Below are 22,040 nucleotides of genomic sequence, written 5' to 3'. Positions count from 1 at the left end.
TGAGATCCAACTCAAATCTTCCGGCAAAAAGCTAAGAAAGACCTTGCTTCTGAACCAAAGTCAGCGAAAACTGGCAAAAATGTTCGGTTTTTGATTTTGGGTGTCCCAGTGTCGAAGTCAGGAAAAACACATATCCCATACAAAAAGAGACTGTTTTATGATTAAGACAGTCTCTTTTTTGGGCAAAAAAAATCCCGAATGATTATTCGGGATTAGGTGTGGGAGTTGAGGGATTCGAACCCCCGACCCTCTGCTTGTAAGGCAGATGCTCTGAACCAACTGAGCTAAACTCCCAGAGTGAGAAATGTTGACATCCACTTTAGGATAATCTTAGAAAGTGGGAGTTGAGGGATTCGAACCCCCGACCCTCTGCTTGTAAGGCAGATGCTCTGAACCAACTGAGCTAAACTCCCATTATGTCCCAAATGGATTGCAAAGGTAATTCCTAATTCTTAGTAAGCAAATACATTTAGGAACATAAACCCTAATTAATTGAAAATGAGAATGAATATTTCTAAAAAATTTTTCACCAAGACATTCCTTTTCAAAATCCAGTGGAGATTTACCTCAAATCTCAAATTTTATACCCTGTGCCAACGGCAAAGTTGTTGAATAATTGATCGTATTGGTTTGTCTGCGCATATAAGCTTTCCATGCATCAGAACCTGATTCCCTGCCTCCACCGGTTTCCTTTTCTCCCCCAAAAGCACCTCCGATCTCCGCTCCCGAAGTACCGATGTTCACATTGGCAATTCCGCAGTCAGATCCAGCGACAGAAAGGAAAGCCTCGGCTTCACGCATATTCGTGGTCATGATGGCAGAAGACAACCCTTGAGGTACGCTGTTCTGTATGGCTATTGCCTCCTCGAGAGACTTGTATTTGATAAGGTAAAGAATCGGGGCGAATGTCTCATGCTGGACAATCTCAAAGTGGTTTTCGGCTTCATATATGGCGGGCTTCACATAGCAGCCAGACTCAAAGCCTAACCCTTTCAGTACCTCTCCTGCTACTACGGTTTTACCTCCTTCCTCTTCTACTTTCTCCAAAGCTTCCAAATACATTTTCACTGCGTCTTTGTCTATCAATGGCCCCACATGGTTCTTCTCATCTAGAGGATTACCAATCACCAGTTTACTATAAGCGGCAGCAAGTCTGGATTTCACTTCTTCATACACACTTTCGTGGATTATTAGCCGTCTAGTACTGGTACATCGCTGCCCGGCAGTTCCCACAGCACCAAACAAAGCTCCCCGGATAGCCATATCCATATCCGCATTTTCAGATATAATGATCGCATTGTTTCCTCCCAGTTCCAAAAGAGATTTTCCTAGTCTTGCTCCTACTGTCCGCGCCACAATTTTACCCATCCGGGTCGATCCAGTAGCAGAAATCAAAGGTACCCGCACATCCTGACTTATCATCTCTCCCACTTGGTAATCACCATTTACCAGACAGCAAATCCCTTCGGGCATCCCGTGTCGGGCAAATACTTCGCTAGCTATCACTTGACAAGCAATGGCCGAAAGAGGAGCCTTCTCTGAAGGCTTCCATATACATACATCCCCGCAAACCCACGCAAGTGCGGCATTCCAAGACCATACTGCCACGGGAAAATTAAAAGCTGAAATAATCCCCACGATACCCAATGCATGCCATTGCTCATACATCCTATGTCCCGGTCTTTCCGAATGCATAGTCAACCCGTACAATTGTCTGGATAGCCCTACTGCAAAATCACAGATATCGATCATTTCCTGCACCTCACCAAGACCTTCCTGATAGGATTTCCCCATTTCGTAAGAGACCAACTTACCAAGGTCTGCTTTCTTTTTCCGAAGGGCATTTCCGATTTCCCGCACAATTTCGCCACGTTGGGGAGCTGGTACAGTTCGCCATTTTTTAAAGGCCTCTTGGGACTGGCGGATCACCACATCGTAACTTTTCGAATCTGTGGCCTGTACTTGGCCAATCAACGAGCCATCCACAGGTGATTGGGATGAAAAATACGCTTGCCCCGAATCTATCCATTCCGAACCTGTAGAGCATCCCGGGTTTTTAGTTTTAATGCCTAATGCCACTAAAGCTTGCTGTATTCCAAATTGATCTGACATATGTAGTTTTGTTTTTTAGCTTTCTAAGCTAGCTTTTTTTGAAATAGTTGACCAATCACTGCCTGGTCAATAGTTTAGAAAGTATGCTGAGCGGATTGACTTTCTTGAATCCTTTTTTGAACTTTTGGCTCGGTGTGATTTTATAAATCAGGTTTACACGATAGTTACCTGTATTCACTGCCTGATCATAGACGCCTACTTTCACCAGGTTAAGATTTTTGTAAACATAATTAACATTTACGGAAAACCTCTCCCCATTGTACCCGGCAAATCCCCTTAAATAATAGGTAGGAACAACTCCCCATCCCCTACTTTGAGTAAGACTCTCCCATTTTGAATATCCCACACTCAAATTAACCGCTGCTACTCCTGTGAGAAAAAAAAACTTCCTTATTACCAATGTGCCTGCCATCCCGGCATTTGGACCTGCCTGAAAATACCCAGCCTCCTGAAAATTCACAGAAGTAGGCACTTCGGCAGCGGGCAGCAACAAGGAATCTCCTTTCATTTTGCCCCCATAGACTTCAAACCCTACAAAGGGAGAATATGCTGACTTCTTTTGGATATCTGCCTGGGTAAAAGCGGCGGCAAGAGAAAGTCTTTCCCCGGAAAACAAGTAATTAAAGTTCACTCCGACAGCGGTCAAACGCATGTCTTCCCTGAGATAGTCCTCGGCATTCCTTGACAGATCTTCAGTCTCAATCCTATAGCCACCATAGAATTGCCCAAAAAAATCGACAATCACTTTCGGGGCATAGATATGGGACTGCAGATCAAGGCTGAAAGGCCAATTCTTCTGTCGGTCTGGATTCAAAAAACTCAAAGGAAAAGCTATATTGATAGAAAGATTCTGGTAAGTGAACCCCACTCCCGTATTCAAACCAGAGTTAGGTTTAAAAACATATGGGGTAGAGTGATCCGGAACCCGAACATTTAAATCCGTATATTTTTTGGAGAGATACAACCTTAATCCAAATTTATCAGGCTGAGCTTCCACATAAGCAGAATCATATCCCCCAAATTGGCAGAAGGCATTTTGTAAAACCAAGAACGAAAAACACACGAACAGTACCTGAAAGCGGATCATAAACAAAACTGGGATTCTTTGGGTGAAAGATTACCAAAAATTCGGCAAAAAAAAATCCGGATCGTAATCCGGATTTTTTTAAACAGGTTGAGCTTAAAAAACGGATTGACTCCAATCCTTTGCTTCAAAAAATTCTAATACTTGATAAAAGTTGTTTAATCACCATTCTAAAGTTAGAAAATCAGTGCTTTAAAACAAATTATTCTGCCATTTATTTCTCTGGTCTCCAAGTGAATACATATAAAAAGAAGTGCCTTTTGCAGAAGAAAGCAAATAAGAATTGAATTCCTCATAAGGCGCATTATCTTGCAATGTCAACAAAATAACCAACTTGACTTGAACCCTATCGTTTCCATTATCATCCCTTGTTACAATCAAGCGCATTTTCTTCCGGAAACCATAGAATCAGTATTCAAATCCACTTACTCAAACTTAGAAATCATTATTGTAAATGATGGTTCAACGGACAATACTCAAGAAATAGCAAAGGATTTCACTGAAAATCATCGCAATATTTATTTGTTGAACCAAAAGAATCACGGTGTCACCCATGCAAGAAACGCGGGAATAGAGTTCTCAAGGGGCAAATATATTTTACCCTTGGATGGAGATGATTTGATTTCTTCCAACTATGTGGGGGATGCGGTCGAAATTTTAGAAAGACGGCCAAAGGTAAAAGTCGTCTATTGTGAAGCGGTAAAATTTGATGGGAAAACCCAAAAACCCTGGAATTTAAAACCTTTCAGTCTGAATGCGCTGGCAAGGGACAACATGATATTTGTCAGCGGTATCTTCCGAAAAAGTGATTGTTTGGCGGCTGGAGGATATAGTGAAAACATGAAAATGGGAAGAGAAGACTGGGAATTTTGGATAAAAATGCTGAAAAATGGAGGGGAGGTTGTCAAATTGCCATACATCGGATTTTATTATAGACTACATGCTGCAAGCAAAAGAAAAAAAACAGGAACCTCTCAGAAAAAGAGGGAACGGATAGCCTATCTAAATGAGCACCACTCTGATTTTTTTAATAGAGAGCTCAATGGCCCCCTTCGATACCAGCGCTCCTTATCCAAACCCTTCAATGATTTTCTTAAGCTGATAAGAAAACTCTGATCAAATCTTATCCATTCCTTTCCAAAACTTCAGAAAATAGTATTTCAGAGGATTAGAGTATTTTAATTGCTTCCAGGGTCTGCTCGCATGAGGTCTGTGCCAGACAGGAGCATTCATCAGCACATGATTTTTGAAGCCAAGCTCCAAGGATTTTTTAGAAATAAAAGTATCATACCAGTCTTTGGCCTCGTCAAGGCCTATAAAATCATATTGTTCCAAAAATTCCCGGGAAAAAAGCGTGCAACAAAAACTCAAACTCCGGTTGGTCTCTATCACGGCTTCTTTCACACCTTTAAATTTCAGGTAAGGAAAATTAACAGCACCGTTTTCATCCACGGTCACCGATCCCACCAATCCTGATTTTTTGGCGGATTTCTGAAAGTCCAGTAATTCAGCTATGGTGTTGTGCGCCACCACCACATCAGATTCAACGACCAAAAGAGGCAACCCTGCACCCTTAGCCATCTTCTGTGCCATCTGCAGCACCAGCTTATAGTTAGGCGAAGGGTGATCTGTATGATCCTCCAGGTGGATCACCTCATAGCCGATTTCCGCTTCATTTGCCTCCAAGCCCGCCTTGGTTTCTCCTGAGCTAAAGTCATTGAAAATAATATGACGTACGGCCACAGAAGACCCGGCAATTGCTTTTGCCGTATCAAGGGTGGTTCCGAGAGAATTCTTTACTGGGGTGATAACTAGTAATTCTGCCATGGGGTGATTTTTCCCAAAAATACGCCTTTCTTCGTAGGCAAAAAACAACCCCGACTATTGCCGGGGCTGAGGAGTTACTCATTCTATTAAAATCAATAAAAATAAATTTATTGATAAAGGTCAAGATTGAAACCCGAAAAACACTCATAGGCATTATTTCGGATAATCAGGATTTTAAGCCAGTTCGCCAAGTGCTTTCTTCATTCTTCCCAGGGCATCCACCAGTTCCTCATCAGAGGCAGCATATGAGAGCCTAATGCAATCCGGTGCACCAAATGCTGCCCCGGTCACAAGAGAGACATGAGCTTCAGCCAAAAGATACAGGCAAAGATCATCCGCGTTTTTCACGTCATGTCCTTTGGCAGATTTGCCGAAGAATGCGGTCACATCAGGGAAGAAATAGAATGCACCCTCCGGTACATGGGTTTTAATACCAGGGATATCACGAAGCATATCCAGCACCAGACCTCTTCTTCTTAGGTAAGCATTTGCCATCTCAGTAGTAGGGGCTTGGTCTCCGGCTATTCCTGCCAGTGCGGCGCGCTGAGCTATACCTGTACCACCTGAAGTAAATTGTCCCTGTATTTTTTCCACAGCCTTAGCCATCCAAAGTGGGGCGCAGATGTATCCTACTCTCCAGCCAGTCATCGCATATCCTTTGGAAAATCCGTTCACAGTAATGGTTCTGTCAAACATTCCCGGGAAAGACGCAATGCTATAATTTCTGCCAGCAAAATTGATTTTCTCATAGATCTCATCGGCGATCACCATGACATTCTTGTGCTTCTTCACCACCTCGGCGATGGCTTCTAGCTCTTCCTTACTGAATACAGACCCAGTCGGATTACAAGGAGAAGAATAAATAACCCCCTTCGTTTTTGGAGTGATGGCGGCTTCCAGTTGGGCCGCGGTAGCTTTGAAGTTATTTTCCAACGTACCTTCGATCAACACAGGTACTCCACCTGCCAACTTGATGATCTCGGCATAGCTCACCCAGTAAGGGGAGAAGATAACAACTTCATCCCCTTCATTGATCATGCACATGAATACATTTGCAATGGAATGTTTGGCTCCGGTAGAAACTACGATGTTCTCAGCTTTCGCTTCAGCGATTTCATTTTCCTCGCGAAGCTTCTTTGCGATAGCTTCTCTCAGATCTTGATAACCCGCCACTGGAGGATATGAAAAGTACTTCCCTTCGTCGATCGCACTTTTTGCGGCTTCTTGGATATGCTTAGGTGTTTTGAAGTCAGGCTCACCTAGACTGAGACTGATGATGTCAATTCCTTGGGATTTCAGCTCTCTTGCTTTTTTGGCCATGGCAAGAGTGGCTGATTCCTCCATATTGATTATCCGATCTGATAAAATAGAGTTCATTGTTTGAGGGATTTTTTTACAAATTCCACAAAAATAGAGAGAAGATTATAAAATCTAAACAATCGACAGCTTTTGATCCCGAAATGTTATTTTTGGATAAAATACACCGAAGTTACTTGCGTTTTTATAAAAGAATGAGACGATTTTCTATCAGTTTTCTGTTTTTGCTACTTGTGAGCAACTCATCTTTTGGCCAAAATGCTGAATCAAACCTTAAATCCGACCCTGATTCCAGCGGGGTGGTCAACTCAGCTCTTCTTCCTACCACCATGCCTCTCATGCTCTTCGATGATGCCAAGGAGAAAGAAGCGAAAAAGAAAAAAAAGAAAAAGGCCAAGAAAAATGAATGGTTTGGTATCAAAACCAGAAAAGGATATACCCGGAAAGATATCCGTGGCCAACAAATTCTGGAATACTTTAATTATACCGATGTAGAAAGGAAACCGGATCCCTATATCCGGGATGTTTACTGGTTTGACACACAGGAAAGAGCGGTAAAATCAGAGGGATACGTTGCAGGTACAGGTTACCTCCTTCATGGCCCCTATGAGAGGATTATCAATGACGTCACCGTAGAAAGTGGGATGTTTTATTACGGCACCAAACACAAAACCTGGATGCTTTTTGATTCCAAAAATGTACTGCAGGACAAAAATCACTTTGATGCCGGCTGGCCACGGGAATCCCGAGTCAGATATTACGACCAGACTTCCAAAACCATCAAAGAAATAATCCCTATCCAGTACAACCTCGAGGAAGGGAATTACTTCCATTTCTATGAAGACAAACAAGTGGCAGTGACCGGAGAATACCAGTATGGTGAAAAGGTAGGTCTATGGACCGAATATTGGGACACTAATAATACAAGGGCGATCCGCAAAAGAGAAATCCAGTACCAGGAAACAGCTTACACAAAAAATTTCCGTCCCTATATCCGGGCTGAGTGGGATAAGGACGGAAATCTCGTTTACAGAAAAGACAATTGAATTATTTTTCCCGGAATTTAAACTGCTGCCCACCTACGGAAGCTTCATACATCAACCCACCTTTGGTACGGGTGAATACCGCTACCCCGTCCACGTATTTTGCATTGGCGGAGGCCCCGGATGCGGCAGCTACAGCGGAAACCTGGGCAGACATTTCAATATTATTGGCCTTAAAGCGATCAAAAGCTTCCTCATCTTCAAAAAACACCACTTCTGAATATGCCTGTCCGCCAGCCTGGAACCCGATAGTAACCTGGGTCATTTTGGCGTATCCTATATGATTGCCTCCTTGAAAGGCCACACCGCTACCCGCGGCCCCTCCAATACCTAAACCTCCTTTTCCTACATTGGGTAGGATGATGTATCCGTAAGATGAATCAAAGAGATTTTGCATACTGGGATCATCTTTCAGAAAGGCTTCTTTTGCATTTTGGCTATCTGCCTCGATCTGTTTATCCTTCTTATCACTTTGGGCGTATGCCATAATTCCCAATAGGGTCAAGAAGAGCGTTAATGTTGATTTTTTCATAAGTATCAGATTTTCTTTTTTAAAGGTGCGGCGCAAGCCGGCCGTTGGAAAGGTGAATTATGCATATGTCGGGCAAAGCCAAGTGCGACACTCATTCTTCTGGTGAGTCTTACGCCATGTTTGTTTCGTTTTCTTGAAAATTAAAATAATGCGCTTATTAGTAAAAAGCATCCTCAAAATGCCGGAAATTAATATTGCCGAAGCGATCTCTATAAACGCCGATAATATCAAAACGGATATCATTATGCCAATCTATTTCATAAATGTAATGATCCGCCGCTTTGATGATGAGCCGCCGCTTAGTAGCATCCACAAACTCTTCTGCAAAACCAAAGCCAGTACCTGATCTAAACTTGACTTCAACAAAAATTAACAGTCCTTTGTGTTTTAAAATCAAATCTATCTCAGCATGTCGGTGCCGGTAATTCATCTCTACAAGTTCATAGCCTTTTGCGATCAAAAAATCAGCAGCCATTTGCTCAGCCCGTTTGCCGGTCTCATTGTGTTCAGCCATCTTGGATAATTGTTTAAATTTGAAAAATCAATGAACGAACCTTTAGAGGATTCCGTTGAAAATCCGATCCCTTTGCACTTGCCGAATGAATGAAATTATCAATAAAAGAGTAGAATTCCGAGACTTGGGGTGTCTAGATTATCAAAAAGCCTGGGATTATCAGGAAAAACTGTTTGCTGATACAGTGGATTTGAAGATCAAAAACAGATCTCTGGACACTATTGAGCAATCTCCCACAGAAAACTACATCTTATTTGTAGAGCATCCGCATGTATATACGTTAGGTAAAAGTGGCAAGGAGGAAAACCTACTATTAGATGAAAGAAGTCTCAAAACCTATCAAGCACAGTACTTCAAAATCAACAGGGGGGGGGACATCACCTATCATGGACCGGGGCAATTGGTAGGGTACCCCATTCTGGATCTGGACAATTTCTTTACAGACATCCATAAGTATCTTAGACACTTGGAAGAAGCAATCATTCTAACCTTGGCTGGTTACGGAATAGAGGCAGGTAGAATTCCTGGCCTTACGGGAGTATGGGTCGATCATATAAATCAGCAAAACCCGAGGAAAATCTGTGCAATGGGTGTGAAGTCAAGCCGATGGGTGACCATGCACGGTTTTGCTTTTAACGTGAATACTGATATAAGCTACTTTGGACACATCATCCCCTGCGGCATAGATGATAAAGCCGTCACCTCACTTCACCTGGAATTGGGATATCCTGTAGAAATGCAAGAAGTAAAAGATCGAGTGAAGAAGCATTTGATCGACCTATTTGAAATGGAGAGCATAGAACCACTATGAAGAAAGACATAGATTTCAGTCCAGTCACAGGCGTAAAACTTGCGATTGCAAAAGAAGAAACACCTACTGGAACATCTTGGGCAGTATATATTATCAACTTGAACCTGATTGAGCTAAAAAATGTGATGATCACATCTAAGGGCTATGGAGAGCTAAATGGAGAAATGAAAAAAACCTCAACCTTACGACACATGATCAGTGAATTGGGAGAGCAGTCCGCAGCCAAAGTTGAGCCGATCGACCCTGCCGTTTTTGCGTTGAATAATGAGTTTTGGGTGAGTTACTATATTTTGGATCAAATTTTTGATAAAAAGTTTATCTTTACTTCAGGTAGTTTTGACCCCGGATTTATCAAGATGATTCCGGAAATCGGACTGGAAGGGGTCCTTCATAGTTAACGTTCGCTTATGGCAGATTTTTTTGATCAACTGAATGACATTCTGTTTCTGGATATAGAGACAGCCTCTTTGACTGAAAAATTCGAAGAACTGCCAGAGCGGGTTCAAGATGAATGGTTAAAGAAAGAACGGCTTATCCAATCTCCAGAAAATCTTCATGATCCAGGCACTTTATATTTTGATCGGGCAGGAATCCATGCCGAATTTGGACAAGTAGTCTGTATAGGCGTCGGCTACTTTCAATGGAAAAAGAAAGACAAAAAACTGGCGTTCAGATCGAAATGTTATGCTCATGAAGAGGAGCGGGAACTTCTTTTGGAGTTTAAGGCTTTGTTAGAGAAGAAAAAATGGATTCTTTGCGCCCATAATGGGAAAGAATTTGATTTTCCATACCTCTGTCGCAGAATGCTCATAAATGGAGTAGCTTTACCTGAACCTTTACAGATCGCAGGGAAAAAGCCCTGGGAAGTTCGCCATCTCGACACGATGGAGCTTTGGAAGTTTGGAGACTATAAGCATTACACCCGCCTGGAGCTTTTAGCTTCAGTTTTTGGAATCCCATCTTCAAAAGATGATCTTGACGGAAGTCAGGTCAACACTACTTTTCATCTGGAAAAAGACGTAGAAAAAATCAAAAAATACTGCCTGAGAGATGTGGAAGTCACAGCCCGGGTATATATGGCTATGCATCCGCAGTCGGATAGTTTAGAAATAGAGATAATCCATTGAGAAGAATCAAAAAAAGATCACAAAGATTAATGGGCGCAGGGACATAAATCTTTTTACCTTAACATTAATCAAGCACCCAAATCATGGGAAGAAAACCAAATAAGAAAAACAAAAATAGAGGGGGGAAACAAACCGACGCAGCCAGCTTGGCCCGTCGTGTCCTTCAATTTTTAGACGCACATTACGGAGAAGAATTCAATTCCAAACAGCTTATCAAAAAACTGGAAATACGGGATGCCCTGACGAAAGGAGGAGTAGAACCCGTGCTGAGCAAACTTGTAGAGGCAGGATCCATTTCCAGAAACCCTAGGAATTACTATTCATCCACCAAGGATCCTGAATTCATTGAGGGTAAAGTGGACTTTGTGAATCCACGATTTGCATTCATAGTCCCTACCGATCGTGAGAAGGTAGATGGAGATATTTTGGTCAAAGAGGCAGACCTCAAACAAGCTCTAGATGGAGATAAAGTCCGCGTAATGATCTATCCACTTAAAGGAAAAACCGGACGCATAGAAGGTAAAGTCTTAGAAGTAGTGGAAAGAAGTAGGGACGAATTCGTCGGCCGAGTGGAAATATCACCGCGATTTGCCTTTGTGGTTCCGGATTTTAAGAAAATGCACAAAGACATCTTCGTCCACCGGGGTGGCCTGAATGGTGCTCAACACGGAGAAAAAGTCGTAGTCAAACTTACAGAATGGAGAGAGGGTGACAAAAACCCAACAGGGGAAGTGATCCGAGTACTTGGCAAAGCCGGCGAACATGAAGTGGAGATCCACTCAATCATGGCCGAATTCGGATTACCGTTTGAGTATCCTGATGAACCAGAAAAAGAAGCTGAGGTGATTTCCGAGAAAATAACGGCAAAAGAAATCAAGAAGCGTAAGGATTTCAGGGGTGTTTTGACCTTTACCATAGATCCTGCCGATGCGAAGGATTTTGACGATGCTATTTCATACAGAAAATTAGAAAATGGCAATCATGAAATCGGGGTTCACATCGCTGACGTAACACACTATGTACACCCAAAAACCGCCTTGGAGAAAGAAGCCTACAATCGGGCTACCTCTGTGTATTTGGTAGATAGGACCATCCCTATGCTTCCAGAGAGACTGAGCAATGGTCTTTGTTCACTTCGTCCTCATGAAGACAAGCTGACTTTTGCTTGCGTATTCGAATTAGATGATCAAGCCAACGTGAAAAAGCATTGGATTGGAAGAACTGTTATTCACTCTGATCGAAGATATGCCTACGAAGATGCCCAGGAAAATATTGACACCCAATCCGGTGACTACTTTGAGGAATTGACCTTGTTAAATGACCTGGCAAAGAAGATTCGTCAGCGTCGATTCAAACATGGAGCTGTTAACTTTGAGACGGTAGAAGTGAAATTCAAACTTGACGAAAAAGGCACACCTCTTGGCCTTATGATCAAGGAGCGAAGGGATATCCATAAACTTATTGAAGAATTCATGCTTTTGGCCAACAAACATGTTGCTGAATTTATTTTCAATAAGAACAAAGGAAAAGATACTTTTGTCTATCGAACACACGATTCGCCGGACATGGAGCGACTGGACACCTTTTCAGGCTTTGCAAAGCGATTTGGTCACCCTTTTGACATAGAAAACGAGAAGAACATTTCCACTGCGCTAAACAAGTTGATGGAGGACATTCAGGGCAAGCCCGAGCAAAATGTACTGGAGCAACTAGCAATCCGCAGTATGGCCAAAGCCAAATATACCACAGAGCCAAAAGGGCACTTTGGGCTGGCATTCCCTCATTATTCTCACTTCACCTCCCCTATCCGTAGATATCCGGACATGATGGTACACAGATTACTCGAACTGTATTTAGAGGGTGGCAAGTCACCAGATGCGGAAGCTTGGGAACAAAAATGTGTTCATTCTTCGGAGCGGGAAAAACGGGCCGCCGATGCTGAGAGAGCTTCAATCAAGTACAAGCAAGTGGAGTTTATGTCATTGGCTGAGGACAAAGATTATGAAGGGATTGTAGCCGGAGTGACCGAGTGGGGTGTATTCGTAGAAATCACTGAGACGAAGTGCGAAGGCATGATCAGGGTCCAGGATATGGATGATGACTACTACGACTTCGATCAGAAAAACATGAGGTTAGTTGGCTCGAAAACAAAAAAAATGATCACTTTGGGTGACAAAGTAAAGGTCAGGGTAGTTAATACTGATATTGACCGTAGAACGATAGATTTGGAATTTGCCGATAATGACAAGAAAAAACCACGCGCACGAGTTGTTAGGTAAGCTGGAGGACTTTATCCAAAACCTGCCGAGTGCTTTAGAGTTAGGAAAATCACCCCGAGAACTTTATGATCCCATCACCTATATTTTAAGCTTGGACGGAAAACGAATCCGTCCATTGTTGAGTTTATTATCCTATGGTATATATAAGTCGGATCCTGAAGCTATTTTAAGCCAGGCTGCGGCAGTTGAGGTTTTCCATAACTTCACCCTCATGCACGATGACATCATGGATGACGCTCCCTTACGGAGAGGAAGAGAAGCCGTACATGTAAAATGGAATAAGAACGTGGCCATACTTTCTGGGGATGTCATGCTCGTAAAAGCCTATGGCTTGCTATTGCCTACCCCCGCTGAAAAACTTGGGGAAGTAATTCGCCTTTTCAATAAAACGGCTTCTGAAGTCTGTGAAGGACAACAGTTCGATATGAATTTCGAATCCCTGGAAACTGTGAAAGAAGAGGAATACCTTACGATGATCCGTCTGAAAACGGCAGTGCTTCTTGGATTTGCCCTACAACTCGGCGCTTTGCTTGCCGGGGCAGAAAATGATGACGCTAAGAAGCTGTACGATTTTGGTGTAAATGTGGGTGTAGGTTTTCAGCTAAAAGATGACCTGCTAGATGTCTATGCGGATCAGTCAAAATTTGGTAAACAAGTCGGGGGGGATATTATTTCCAACAAAAAAACTTTTCTTTTGATCAAAGCTTTGGAACTCGCCAAGGGGGAGGATAAAAAACATTTGGATTATTGGCTGTCTCTTGACGGTTTTGATAAGGCTGAGAAAGTAAGAGCTGTGCGCGCGATCTATGACAAATTAGGGATTAAAGAGCTTACGGAGTTTAAGATGAACTCTTATTTCCAAACAGGTTTCGCCCAGTACGACAGGATCAATTTCCAAAACGAAGATTACTTCGACGAACTTAAAAAACTCACTCAGGACCTAATTCACAGAGAAAAATAAATGGACTTATCAATAACAGTTGTCCTGATTATAATTACCGCTATTTGCAGTTTTTTTGGGATAAATAATGCGGCATTTATGGATCGCTGCATGTTTATTCCTTATCAGATAAAACGGCAGCAGCAGTGGGACAGATTCATCACATCGGGGTTTATCCATAAAGATTACATTCATCTTTTGTTCAACATGTTCACCTTTTACTTTTTTGGAGGTGTGGTGGAGCAGTTGTTGATTTATAGTTTTGGTTTGATAGCCGGAGGATCCATTTATGTGGTTTTCTATATCCTGGGAATCATCATCTCTGATATCCCAACCTATCTGAAGAACAAAGACAACAGTTATTATAAGGCATTGGGAGCTTCAGGCGGTACAGCAGCGACAGTATTTGCCAGCATTATTATTTTGCCACTTTCAGATATCTGCTTGTTTGGAATAGTATGCTTACCTGGATTTGTGCTTGGAATTCTGTTTCTAATCTATTCCGCAGTCCAGGCCAGAAAGGATTCTGATGGGATAAATCATGACGCGCACTTTTATGGAGCTGTTTTCGGCATTGCGGTTATCTTGATTATTTTTCCACAAAGTGGGGCAAATTTTATTCAAGAAATCTTGAGCTATCGCCCTTTTTAAGCAATAGCTCATGATTGTTTGTTTTAGATTATTTTAGTTTCTGAAGCTGTCTGATATTCTTATCTGTCACTGATTTCAGCATACCTACCCATTTATCCCCGTTCTCATCCGCATAGATATCCGGCCCGGGTATCGCCACGCGCATGCCCAATTTGGAAATAGCGGCCCCACCATTCCCTTCTATATTGATATACAAGTTCACTTCATTGATGTTGTGGGCAAAACGGACAAGCTTATCTATACAAGATCTCAGTTCAATCTGAACTGTTTCATCCACATCAACATGCGGAGCTTGGACATCTACCTTGATCCCTCTATAGTTTTCGGTGTAATTCATAATAGTAAATTTTAATTGTTGATGTATAGCATGGCTTTCAGTTTGTACGAAAATAGCGTACCATTCTATCTAGGATAGTAATATAAGTTTAACCTAAAACCATAGCCATGAAAATTTTTGATCGCAAAAAGTTTGTGGAGCTTTCTCAAAAATCCGCAAAAATCTATGTTTCAATATTCGCTCCCACATCCAGACTAAGTACCAATGGATACAAGGAGGACAAAATCCATTTAAAAAATCAACTTTCCAACGTAGAAAAAGATCTGGAAAATAAATATCAACTCACCCCACGAGAGATAAAAGAACTAGTAGAACCCGCAGCGGATTTGCTGAAAGACTCGGAATTCTGGAAATACAACTCCGATTTGATGGCTATCTACCTGGCAAATGGAGAAATGGAGCTCATTCAAGTGCCTGTCCCCATTGAATACAGCTCTTATTTCATTGGGACGAAACCGTTTACACTACCATTAATCCCGGAAGTTTCAGGTAATGGGCACTATTATCTGCTTGTGCTGAATCTTGAAAAAATCCATCTTTATGAAGCTACACGTAATGTAATCCAGGAAATAATTCTTGATCCCGAGAAGGTTGCTGTTTCACTTGTTGCCGAGGAAGAAGATTTTGAAAAGCAACAATTTATTCAGGGGCAGGGAGGAATAGGTGCCGCGGGGGCAATGTTTCATGGTCATGGAGAGGGTTCAGATGAAGAAAAAAAGAAAACCATACTCAATTATTTCCATAGAATGACCAATATGCTTGAACCAATTCTGAACAAGAATCCAATGCCACTCTATTTAGCCGGGGTTGATTATTTGATCCCTTTGTATAGAGAAGCCAATAAATACAACCACTTGATGGAGGGCTACATTTCTGGTTCATTCACTGTCAAAGACATGGACTTACTCCACCAGGAATCTTGGGAACTGGCATCCCCAAATTTTGCTGAAGAGAAAGCCAGCCTTTTAGAATCCTTTGAATCTAAAAAGGTGGAAGACCTAGCCCTAGAAGAAACTGAAGAGATATTAAAAGCTGCATTTACTGGTGCTATTGACACCCTATTTGTATCTAAAAATCATGATCATCTGTGGGGGACATACGATAAGGAAGCACATAGTATAAACACTCACAAGACGCAAGAAAATGGGATTCACTGCCTGATAGATGAAGCGGCATCATGTGTAATCAGATCCAAGGGCAAAGTATTCTTATTGGATCCTGCAGAGATCCCTGGAGATTCTCCGATGGCAGGAATATTGCGCTATCCTATTGCCACGCAGACTAGTTAGGGCTTGCTGAAAAACCGTTCGCATGAAAAATGGGCTAATCATTAAAAATGGAAGCTTTTCATCTATTGCTGGCGTTTTTCAGCAGGCACTAGTTAACCAGGTTTGAAAAAAAAGAGGCTCTCGTGTAGAGAACCTCTTTTTATATTTATAGTAATGTATTAAAACAATCCTTATGCTTCTGCAGGCAATACGCTTACGTATGATTTGCCATCAAACTTCTTTCTGAAGGTTACCACTCCATTGGCAGTTGCAAACAAGGTATGATCTTTACCTAGTCCGACATTTTCACCTGGATGATGCTTAGTCCCTCTTTGTCTTACAATAATATTTCCGGCGATTACTGCTTCGCCACCAAATTTCTTCACGCCCAATCTCTTGGAATGTGATTCTCTACCGTTTTTGGAACTACCGACGCCTTTCTTATGTGCCATGGTTTGATTCTTTTATCGCTTTCTCAAAAGAAAACTTAGAGTGAAATAGTTTCTATCAATACTTTAGTGAAATCTTGTCTATGACCGTTCTTCTTTTTGTAGCCCTTACGGCGCTTCTTTTTGAAGACGATGACTTTATCACCTTTTACATGATCCAGGACCTTCCCAGATACCTTCGCTCCTGCCAAAAGGGGAGCCCCTACGGACACAGATCCATCAGCTTCTGCCAATAGTACCTGGTCGAATTCCACGGAAGCGCCAGTTTCTAAGTTTAGCTTTGGAGCATAAACGAACTGATCTTGTGTTACTTTGAACTGCTTTCCTGCGATGTTTACAATTGCGTACATAGTTCTTGATTCTTTTGAAATCGGAGTGCAAATATAAGGAAGTTATATAAAACAAAAAAACAGGCTTCTGAAATATTATTTGGGATTTAAAGTAAACCTTTGCAAATCGTCTTTTGAAGGGAAAATCGCCTTAATTAAATCCTCTTGAAAAGACAATTTTATTCAGAAATGATTTGAAATCTTTCATTGGATTTTTATTCAACACATTGACCGTCAAAATCTTGAAAAGCAAAATTATTTATACCAAATACTTGACCATGGTTCAATTTTTGTATTGAATTTTGGTTGAAAATCTTTTTTGAAATAATTTCAAAAATTTTCAAACCCCTAGAAATAGCCCATTCAATTAATCTAAAGCTATACTAAACTGTATTTAACCTACTGAACAATTGATAAATATACAACTATTGAACTCAAGTCAAATTATCCATTAAACTATCGCTTGACGGGTTTTATTTCCCGATTTTGATGCACATATTTGTTCAAAGGCTGTTCTAAAAAGGCAGCCTTTGCTATCTCCCAACTCCATAATTCAGTAAAAGGGCAATAGATTTAATTACGATTAAAACACATTTTAGCAATGCAGAACGAACCAATATTAGAGGAGAACAAGAATCGCTTTGTTTTATTCCCAATTCAGCACAATGATATTTGGCAATATTACAAAAAAGCTGAGGCAAGCTTTTGGACAGCCGAAGAAATAGATCTTGGCCAGGATATGGTGGACTGGAAAGGATTAAATGACGGAGAACGTCACTTTATATCCCACGTTTTGGCATTTTTTGCGGCAAGCGACGGAATCGTAAATGAAAATTTAGCAGAGCATTTTGTCTCGGAGGTCCAATACACAGAAGCTAAATTTTTCTATGGCTTCCAGATTGCCATGGAGAATATCCATTCGGAGACTTATAGTCTTCTTATTGATACCTATATCAAAGATGCCGCAGAGCGGGACAAGTTATTGCATGCCATAGAACATATTGATTGTGTCAAGAAAAAAGCAGATTGGGCATTGAGATGGATCGACAACGGGAACTTCCAGGAGCGTTTGATCGCTTTTGCAGCAGTAGAAGGTATTTTCTTTTCGGGATCATTTTGTTCTATTTTTTGGTTAAAGAAAAGAGGCTTGATGCCTGGACTTACTTTCTCCAACGAACTGATATCCCGTGATGAAGGTCTCCACTGCGACTTTGCCTGTCATCTTTATACCAAACACCTGAACAACCAGCTCCCAAAAGAGACAGTAAGAGAGATTATCAAAGATGCCGTGGAAATAGAAAAAGAGTTTGTTACCGATGCGTTGCCGGTAAGGCTCATCGGAATGAACGCAGACCTTATGTGTCAATATATTGAGTTTGTCGCTGACAGACTATTGGTGGAATTAGAATGTGAAAAAATCTGGAACAGTACAAATCCATTTGACTTCATGGATATGATTTCACTGCAGGGTAAAACCAATTTCTTCGAAAAAAGAGTTGGGGATTACCAAAAAGCCGGAGTAATGAAATCCAATGAAGGGTCAGACGATTCACCAAGATTTTCCATTGGTGAGGACTTCTGATTGACCCAAACTTTTCTATCAACCTAAAAATCCCAAAGAAATGCTAGTATTAAAAAGAGACGGAAGGCGAGAATCTGTAAGATTCGACAAAATCACAACAAGAATAGAAAATCTATGCTATGAATTGGATCCCAAATTCATCCAGCCTATTGATGTTGCCAAAAAGGTAATTGATGGGCTATATGACGGAGTGTCCACCACGGAGCTAGATAATCTGGCTGCAGAGGTATGCGCATCATTGACTGTAAAGCATCCTGATTATGCTATACTAGCGGCGAGAATCGCTATCTCCAATCTACACAAAACTACTAGCCAGTCCTTTTCCAATACTATGAAAAGGCTGTACACCCATGTCAACCCAAAGACTGAAGAAAATGCAGCCCTATTGGATCCTGAGGTTTATGGCATCATAAAAAACAACGCGGCCAAACTAGATGCCGCTATTGATTACAAAAGGGATTTTGGATATGATTATTTTGGGTTCAAGACTTTAGAAAGAAGTTATTTGATCCGGTTGAACGGAAAAGTAGTAGAACGTCCTCAGCACATGTTGATGAGAGTGGCTGTAGGGATCCACAAAGAGGACATAGAATCTGTGATCGAAACCTACAACCTGCTTTCAGAAAAGTGGTTTACTCATGCCACTCCCACTCTTTTCAATGCAGGGACTCCCAAGCCTCAGCTTTCGTCTTGCTTCCTGCTTACCATGAAAGATGACAGCATTGACGGCATCTATGACACCCTTAAGCAATGTGCTAAAATCTCCCAGTCAGCAGGAGGTATCGGCTTATCCATACACCATGTAAGAGCCAAAGGATCCTATATTAAAGGGACTAATGGCGTCTCTAACGGTATTGTACCAATGTTGAGAAACTTCGACATGACGGCTCGCTATGTGGATCAGGGCGGAGGAAAAAGGAAAGGAAGCTTTGCTATTTATCTTGAGCCTTGGCATGCCGATATCAAAGATTTCTTGGAGCTCAAAAGAAACCACGGAAAAGAGGAAATGAGAGCAAGGGATTTGTTCTATGCCCTTTGGATACCTGATTTATTTATGAAGCGGGTAGAGCAAAATCTGGAATGGTCTCTGTTCTGCCCACACGAGGCGCCTGGTCTATCTGAGTGTCATGGAGAAGAATTTGAAAGGTTGTATGAGAAATACGAGCGTGAAGGAAAAGCCCGTGAAACTATCAAAGCACAGGAACTTTGGTTTGAAGTATTGGAATCCCAAATCGAGACGGGAACTCCTTACATGCTTTATAAAGATGCCGCTAATGGCAAGTCTAACCAGAAGAACCTGGGGACCATCAAATCTTCCAACCTATGCACTGAGATCATTGAGTACACAGCACCCGACGAAGTTGCTGTTTGTAACTTAGCATCTATCGCTCTTCCTAAATTCGTAAGAAAAGGCCCTGATGGAAAGCTGTTCTTTGATCACCAGAAACTATACGAAATCACCAAAGTAGCCACCAAAAACCTGAACAAGGTAATTGATGTCAATTACTATCCTGTAGAGGAAGCTAGGAGGTCAAACTTCCGCCACCGCCCAATCGGCTTGGGGATACAAGGGCTTGCAGATGCATTCATCATGCTCCGTATGCCATTTGATTCCCCAGAGGCAAAAGGCTTGAACGAGGACATCTTCGAAACCATGTACTTTGCGGCCGTGGAAACTTCCATGGAGCTTGCCAAAGTCCAAGGGACTTATGAGACTTATGAAGGATCACCGGCATCTCAAGGATTGTTACAGTTTGACCTTTGGGGAGTAACACCAAAATCAGGAAGATGGAACTGGACTGGGGTAAAAGAGAAAATCAAGAAGTACGGCATGAGAAACTCCCTGTTGATGGCTCCAATGCCCACAGCTTCTACTTCTCAGATCTTGGGCAACAATGAGTGCTTTGAGCCCTATACCTCTAATATCTATACCAGAAGAACGCTATCAGGTGAGTTCATTATCGTAAACAAACATTTGATGAAAGATCTGATCGCACTTGGTCTATGGGACGACACCATGCGAAACAGACTCATCTCCACCAACGGTTCCGTGCAGAATGTACCGGGAATCCCTCAGCATATCAAGGACATCTATAAAACCGTATGGGAGATCTCCCAAAAAGTCATAATAGATATGGCCGCCGACCGTGGAGCATATATCTGCCAGTCACAGAGCATGAACGTATTCATGCAAGACCCTAACTTCGGAAAGTTAACGTCAATGCATTTCTATTCATGGAAGAAAGGCCTTAAAACAGGAATGTATTACTTAAGATCCCAGGCAGCTACAGCAGCTATCAAATTCACGTTGGACAAAACAGGGTTTGAGCCTAAGGTAGAGAAAGCCCAGCAAGGAATCCTAGAGGTGAAATCCCAAAAACAAGATGCCATAGCCTGCTCACTCGATGATCCGGATAATTGCGAAGCTTGCGGAAGTTAAAAGTCTTAAAGTTGATTTGATCATCAAGGCGCTTGAGTTTTTTCAAGCGCCTTTTTTATCTTTCAATAAATGGAAGATTCTATGGACAAGAAACTCATACAACTGAAGCTAAGCGAGCTGTCTGAGACTACCAAGGCTCAGTTTGGAACCATGACTCCCCAGCATATGGTAGAACACCTCTCGCTTACCGTGAAAATCGCTTACAAAATCAAGTGGCCAGAATTTGAGCCAAGCGAAAAGCAACTGAAACAAAAAGAAATGCTCCTCCATACTGATATGGATTTCCCCAAAGGCCTTCAGGCACCTGGAACCAATGGAACACTACTTCCTTTGAAATACGCTACTCTAACTGAGGCAAAAGAGCAGCTATTGAGAAGTGTGGAAGAATACAATGATTTTTTCAGATCCTCTCCCCGGCAGCTGACCGTCCATCCACGCCTGGGTTGGCTAAACTTTTCAGAGTGGGAAAAATTCCACTTGAAGCATTTCAAGCACCATTTCGAACAATTTGGACTGTAGGTGTTTTAAGCTCCCCTCGATCAGATATGTGATTCTTAATTCTGCTGTATCATTTCAGCACCTCTCCGTACTTCTGATTTTGTAGATATCAAGTAAATTTCCCCGTACAAAGAAAAAACTGCATTTTTTAGAGCCCTGGATATTTCAAAACTAGAAAAGCATGATAATCCGCTTATAGTAAAGTTCAAGCTTCCTTAGACTTGAACCATGAATGGAGCCCCAAAGTAGGAGCGATCCCTGATCCTTGATCTACAGACCATTCTGTTAGCATTTTTGGTGAATTCGTCCGGGTTCCTCAACCCCAAATGGTACTTTGCTTCATTCAATGCGGTCACCTGTTGTGCCTTTGACACAGACGCAAAACTTATCTAATTTCTAACCACAATTATAGGCCTTGCCAAAGGTAAGACCTGTAAATGCCCAGAATGCAATTCTGGGTCAACGATATAGTTGATATGTTTTTCAGAGTGCCAACGGTACGAACAGTAATGTAAAGTATTTGCAACCAGCCTTACGACACACATTGGTGATAGATCAGTTGCCTATCTTATAGGTTGCACAAGAAGCACTATTACAAAAAAAATGATTAAAACCAGTGTGAAAAAAATGGGGCACTAGGGAAAATCATGAGCTGATTCACATCAATCTTACAAAACGCTGTTGGAAGACTCCTGAACTGCCAGGACCAAAATATAAAAGATTGGGAGGATGTGGAAAAGCCCCAAACGCAAAAAAGCCTTCCGTTTTCACGAAAGGCCTTGAATAAATGAGGCGGCGACCTACTCTCCCGGGTGTAACCCCAGTACCATCGGCGCTGCAGGGCTTAACTTCTCTGTTCGGGATGGGAAGAGGTGGGACCCCTGCGCTAGGCCGCCTAAA

At 41.9% G+C, this 22,040-nt stretch carries 21 protein-coding genes, 2 tRNA genes and 1 rRNA gene; 12 read left to right on the top strand and 12 right to left on the bottom strand.

What is annotated here, in order from left to right:
- Window positions 1–219: 219 nt before the first annotated feature.
- From LZF95_RS25440 to LZF95_RS25425, 4 genes are all read right to left on the bottom strand, one after another.
- Window positions 220–294: transfer RNA gene (locus LZF95_RS25440), tRNA-Val, on the bottom strand.
- Between the two features lie 44 nt (window positions 295–338).
- Window positions 339–413, bottom strand: a tRNA-Val gene (locus tag LZF95_RS25435).
- Window positions 414–567: 154 nt separating this feature from the next.
- Window positions 568–2,112, bottom strand: a complete 1,545-nt coding sequence (locus tag LZF95_RS25430) for an aldehyde dehydrogenase family protein (RefSeq protein ID WP_233758271.1) — start codon at window positions 2,110–2,112, stop codon at window positions 568–570.
- A gap of 55 nt (window positions 2,113–2,167) precedes the next feature.
- On the bottom strand, window positions 2,168–3,199 hold the full coding sequence (locus tag LZF95_RS25425; RefSeq protein WP_233758269.1) for a DUF4421 domain-containing protein: 1,032 nt from the start codon (window positions 3,197–3,199) through the stop codon (window positions 2,168–2,170).
- Window positions 3,200–3,535: 336 nt separating this feature from the next.
- Between LZF95_RS25425 and LZF95_RS25420 the strand changes: the two genes are divergently transcribed.
- Window positions 3,536–4,312, top strand: coding sequence for a glycosyltransferase (locus LZF95_RS25420; RefSeq protein WP_233758267.1), 777 nt, complete (start codon window positions 3,536–3,538; stop codon window positions 4,310–4,312).
- Here LZF95_RS25420 and LZF95_RS25415 read toward each other — a convergent pair whose 3' ends face one another.
- Complete coding sequence (locus LZF95_RS25415) at window positions 4,313–5,023, bottom strand: glycosyltransferase family 2 protein (protein WP_233758266.1); 711 nt, start codon at window positions 5,021–5,023, stop codon at window positions 4,313–4,315. It abuts the gene before it with no gap.
- A gap of 174 nt (window positions 5,024–5,197) precedes the next feature.
- On the bottom strand, window positions 5,198–6,400 hold the full coding sequence (locus LZF95_RS25410; protein ID WP_233758264.1) for a pyridoxal phosphate-dependent aminotransferase: 1,203 nt from the start codon (window positions 6,398–6,400) through the stop codon (window positions 5,198–5,200).
- Between the two features lie 134 nt (window positions 6,401–6,534).
- On the opposite strand from LZF95_RS25410, the gene LZF95_RS25405 reads away from it, so the two are divergent.
- Entirely contained in the window at window positions 6,535–7,386 is an 852-nt protein-coding gene (locus LZF95_RS25405) for a toxin-antitoxin system YwqK family antitoxin (RefSeq protein WP_233758262.1), read from the top strand.
- Between the two features lies 1 nt (window position 7,387).
- Here LZF95_RS25405 and LZF95_RS25400 read toward each other — a convergent pair whose 3' ends face one another.
- Both LZF95_RS25400 and LZF95_RS25395 read right to left on the bottom strand, forming a co-directional pair.
- Window positions 7,388–7,915, bottom strand: a complete 528-nt coding sequence (locus LZF95_RS25400; RefSeq protein WP_233758260.1) for a YSC84-related protein — start codon at window positions 7,913–7,915, stop codon at window positions 7,388–7,390.
- A 157-nt stretch (window positions 7,916–8,072) separates the two neighbouring features.
- Complete coding sequence (locus LZF95_RS25395) at window positions 8,073–8,429, bottom strand: YraN family protein (protein WP_233758259.1); 357 nt, start codon at window positions 8,427–8,429, stop codon at window positions 8,073–8,075.
- A gap of 85 nt (window positions 8,430–8,514) precedes the next feature.
- Between LZF95_RS25395 and lipB the strand changes: the two genes are divergently transcribed.
- From lipB to LZF95_RS25365, 6 genes are all read left to right on the top strand, one after another.
- Window positions 8,515–9,240, top strand: coding sequence for a lipoyl(octanoyl) transferase LipB (gene lipB / locus LZF95_RS25390; protein ID WP_233758257.1), 726 nt, complete (start codon window positions 8,515–8,517; stop codon window positions 9,238–9,240).
- The gene (locus tag LZF95_RS25385) at window positions 9,237–9,638 is read left to right on the top strand and encodes a hypothetical protein (RefSeq protein WP_233758255.1); all 402 of its coding nucleotides are present in this window, start codon (window positions 9,237–9,239) and stop codon (window positions 9,636–9,638) included. Before lipB ends, LZF95_RS25385 begins: the two co-directional genes overlap by 4 nt.
- Window positions 9,639–9,647: 9 nt before the next feature.
- Window positions 9,648–10,367, top strand: a complete 720-nt coding sequence (locus LZF95_RS25380; RefSeq protein ID WP_233758253.1) for a 3'-5' exonuclease — start codon at window positions 9,648–9,650, stop codon at window positions 10,365–10,367.
- Window positions 10,368–10,450: 83 nt separating this feature from the next.
- Window positions 10,451–12,646, top strand: a complete 2,196-nt coding sequence (gene rnr / locus LZF95_RS25375) for a ribonuclease R (RefSeq protein WP_233758251.1) — start codon at window positions 10,451–10,453, stop codon at window positions 12,644–12,646.
- Window positions 12,609–13,607 (top strand): polyprenyl synthetase family protein, encoded by a 999-nt coding sequence (locus tag LZF95_RS25370; RefSeq protein WP_233758249.1) that lies wholly within the window; start codon window positions 12,609–12,611, stop codon window positions 13,605–13,607. Before rnr ends, LZF95_RS25370 begins: the two co-directional genes overlap by 38 nt.
- Window positions 13,608–14,237 carry a rhomboid family intramembrane serine protease gene (locus LZF95_RS25365; protein WP_233758247.1) on the top strand — a complete coding sequence of 210 codons (630 nt, stop codon included), beginning with the start codon at window positions 13,608–13,610 and terminating at the stop codon, window positions 14,235–14,237. It begins immediately after the preceding gene.
- Between the two features lie 28 nt (window positions 14,238–14,265).
- Here LZF95_RS25365 and LZF95_RS25360 read toward each other — a convergent pair whose 3' ends face one another.
- The gene (locus LZF95_RS25360) at window positions 14,266–14,574 is read right to left on the bottom strand and encodes an HPF/RaiA family ribosome-associated protein (RefSeq protein ID WP_233758246.1); all 309 of its coding nucleotides are present in this window, start codon (window positions 14,572–14,574) and stop codon (window positions 14,266–14,268) included.
- 107 nt (window positions 14,575–14,681) lie between these two features.
- Here LZF95_RS25360 and LZF95_RS25355 point away from each other — a divergent pair, with 107 nt between their 5' ends.
- Window positions 14,682–15,863 carry a hypothetical protein gene (locus LZF95_RS25355; protein ID WP_233758245.1) on the top strand — a complete coding sequence of 394 codons (1,182 nt, stop codon included), beginning with the start codon at window positions 14,682–14,684 and terminating at the stop codon, window positions 15,861–15,863.
- A 170-nt stretch (window positions 15,864–16,033) separates the two neighbouring features.
- Here the strand turns inward: LZF95_RS25355 and rpmA are convergent, their stop codons facing one another.
- Window positions 16,034–16,294, bottom strand: coding sequence for a 50S ribosomal protein L27 (gene rpmA / locus LZF95_RS25350; RefSeq protein ID WP_233758244.1), 261 nt, complete (start codon window positions 16,292–16,294; stop codon window positions 16,034–16,036).
- Window positions 16,295–16,329: 35 nt separating this feature from the next.
- On the bottom strand, window positions 16,330–16,641 hold the full coding sequence (gene rplU, locus LZF95_RS25345; protein WP_233758243.1) for a 50S ribosomal protein L21: 312 nt from the start codon (window positions 16,639–16,641) through the stop codon (window positions 16,330–16,332).
- 580 nt (window positions 16,642–17,221) lie between these two features.
- On the opposite strand from rplU, the gene LZF95_RS25340 reads away from it, so the two are divergent.
- The 3 genes from LZF95_RS25340 to LZF95_RS25330 all read left to right on the top strand — a co-directional run bounded on the left by LZF95_RS25340 (window position 17,222) and on the right by LZF95_RS25330 (window position 21,161).
- The gene (locus LZF95_RS25340) at window positions 17,222–18,202 is read left to right on the top strand and encodes a ribonucleoside-diphosphate reductase small subunit (protein ID WP_233758242.1); all 981 of its coding nucleotides are present in this window, start codon (window positions 17,222–17,224) and stop codon (window positions 18,200–18,202) included.
- Between the two features lie 40 nt (window positions 18,203–18,242).
- Entirely contained in the window at window positions 18,243–20,642 is a 2,400-nt protein-coding gene (locus tag LZF95_RS25335) for a ribonucleoside-diphosphate reductase subunit alpha (RefSeq protein ID WP_233758241.1), read from the top strand.
- 69 nt (window positions 20,643–20,711) lie between these two features.
- A complete protein-coding gene (locus tag LZF95_RS25330; RefSeq protein ID WP_233758240.1) occupies window positions 20,712–21,161 on the top strand; it encodes a DUF1569 domain-containing protein in 450 nt (149 codons plus the stop codon).
- Between the two features lie 766 nt (window positions 21,162–21,927).
- Here the strand turns inward: LZF95_RS25330 and rrf are convergent.
- Window positions 21,928–22,039: ribosomal RNA gene (gene rrf, locus LZF95_RS25325) — 5S ribosomal RNA — on the bottom strand.
- Window position 22,040: the final 1 nt, after the last annotated feature.

The sequence above is a fragment of the Algoriphagus sp. AGSA1 genome, assembly GCF_021390545.1.
GTDB lineage: Bacteria > Bacteroidota > Bacteroidia > Cytophagales > Cyclobacteriaceae > Algoriphagus.
This window is presented reverse-complemented; position numbering and strand designations above follow the sequence as displayed.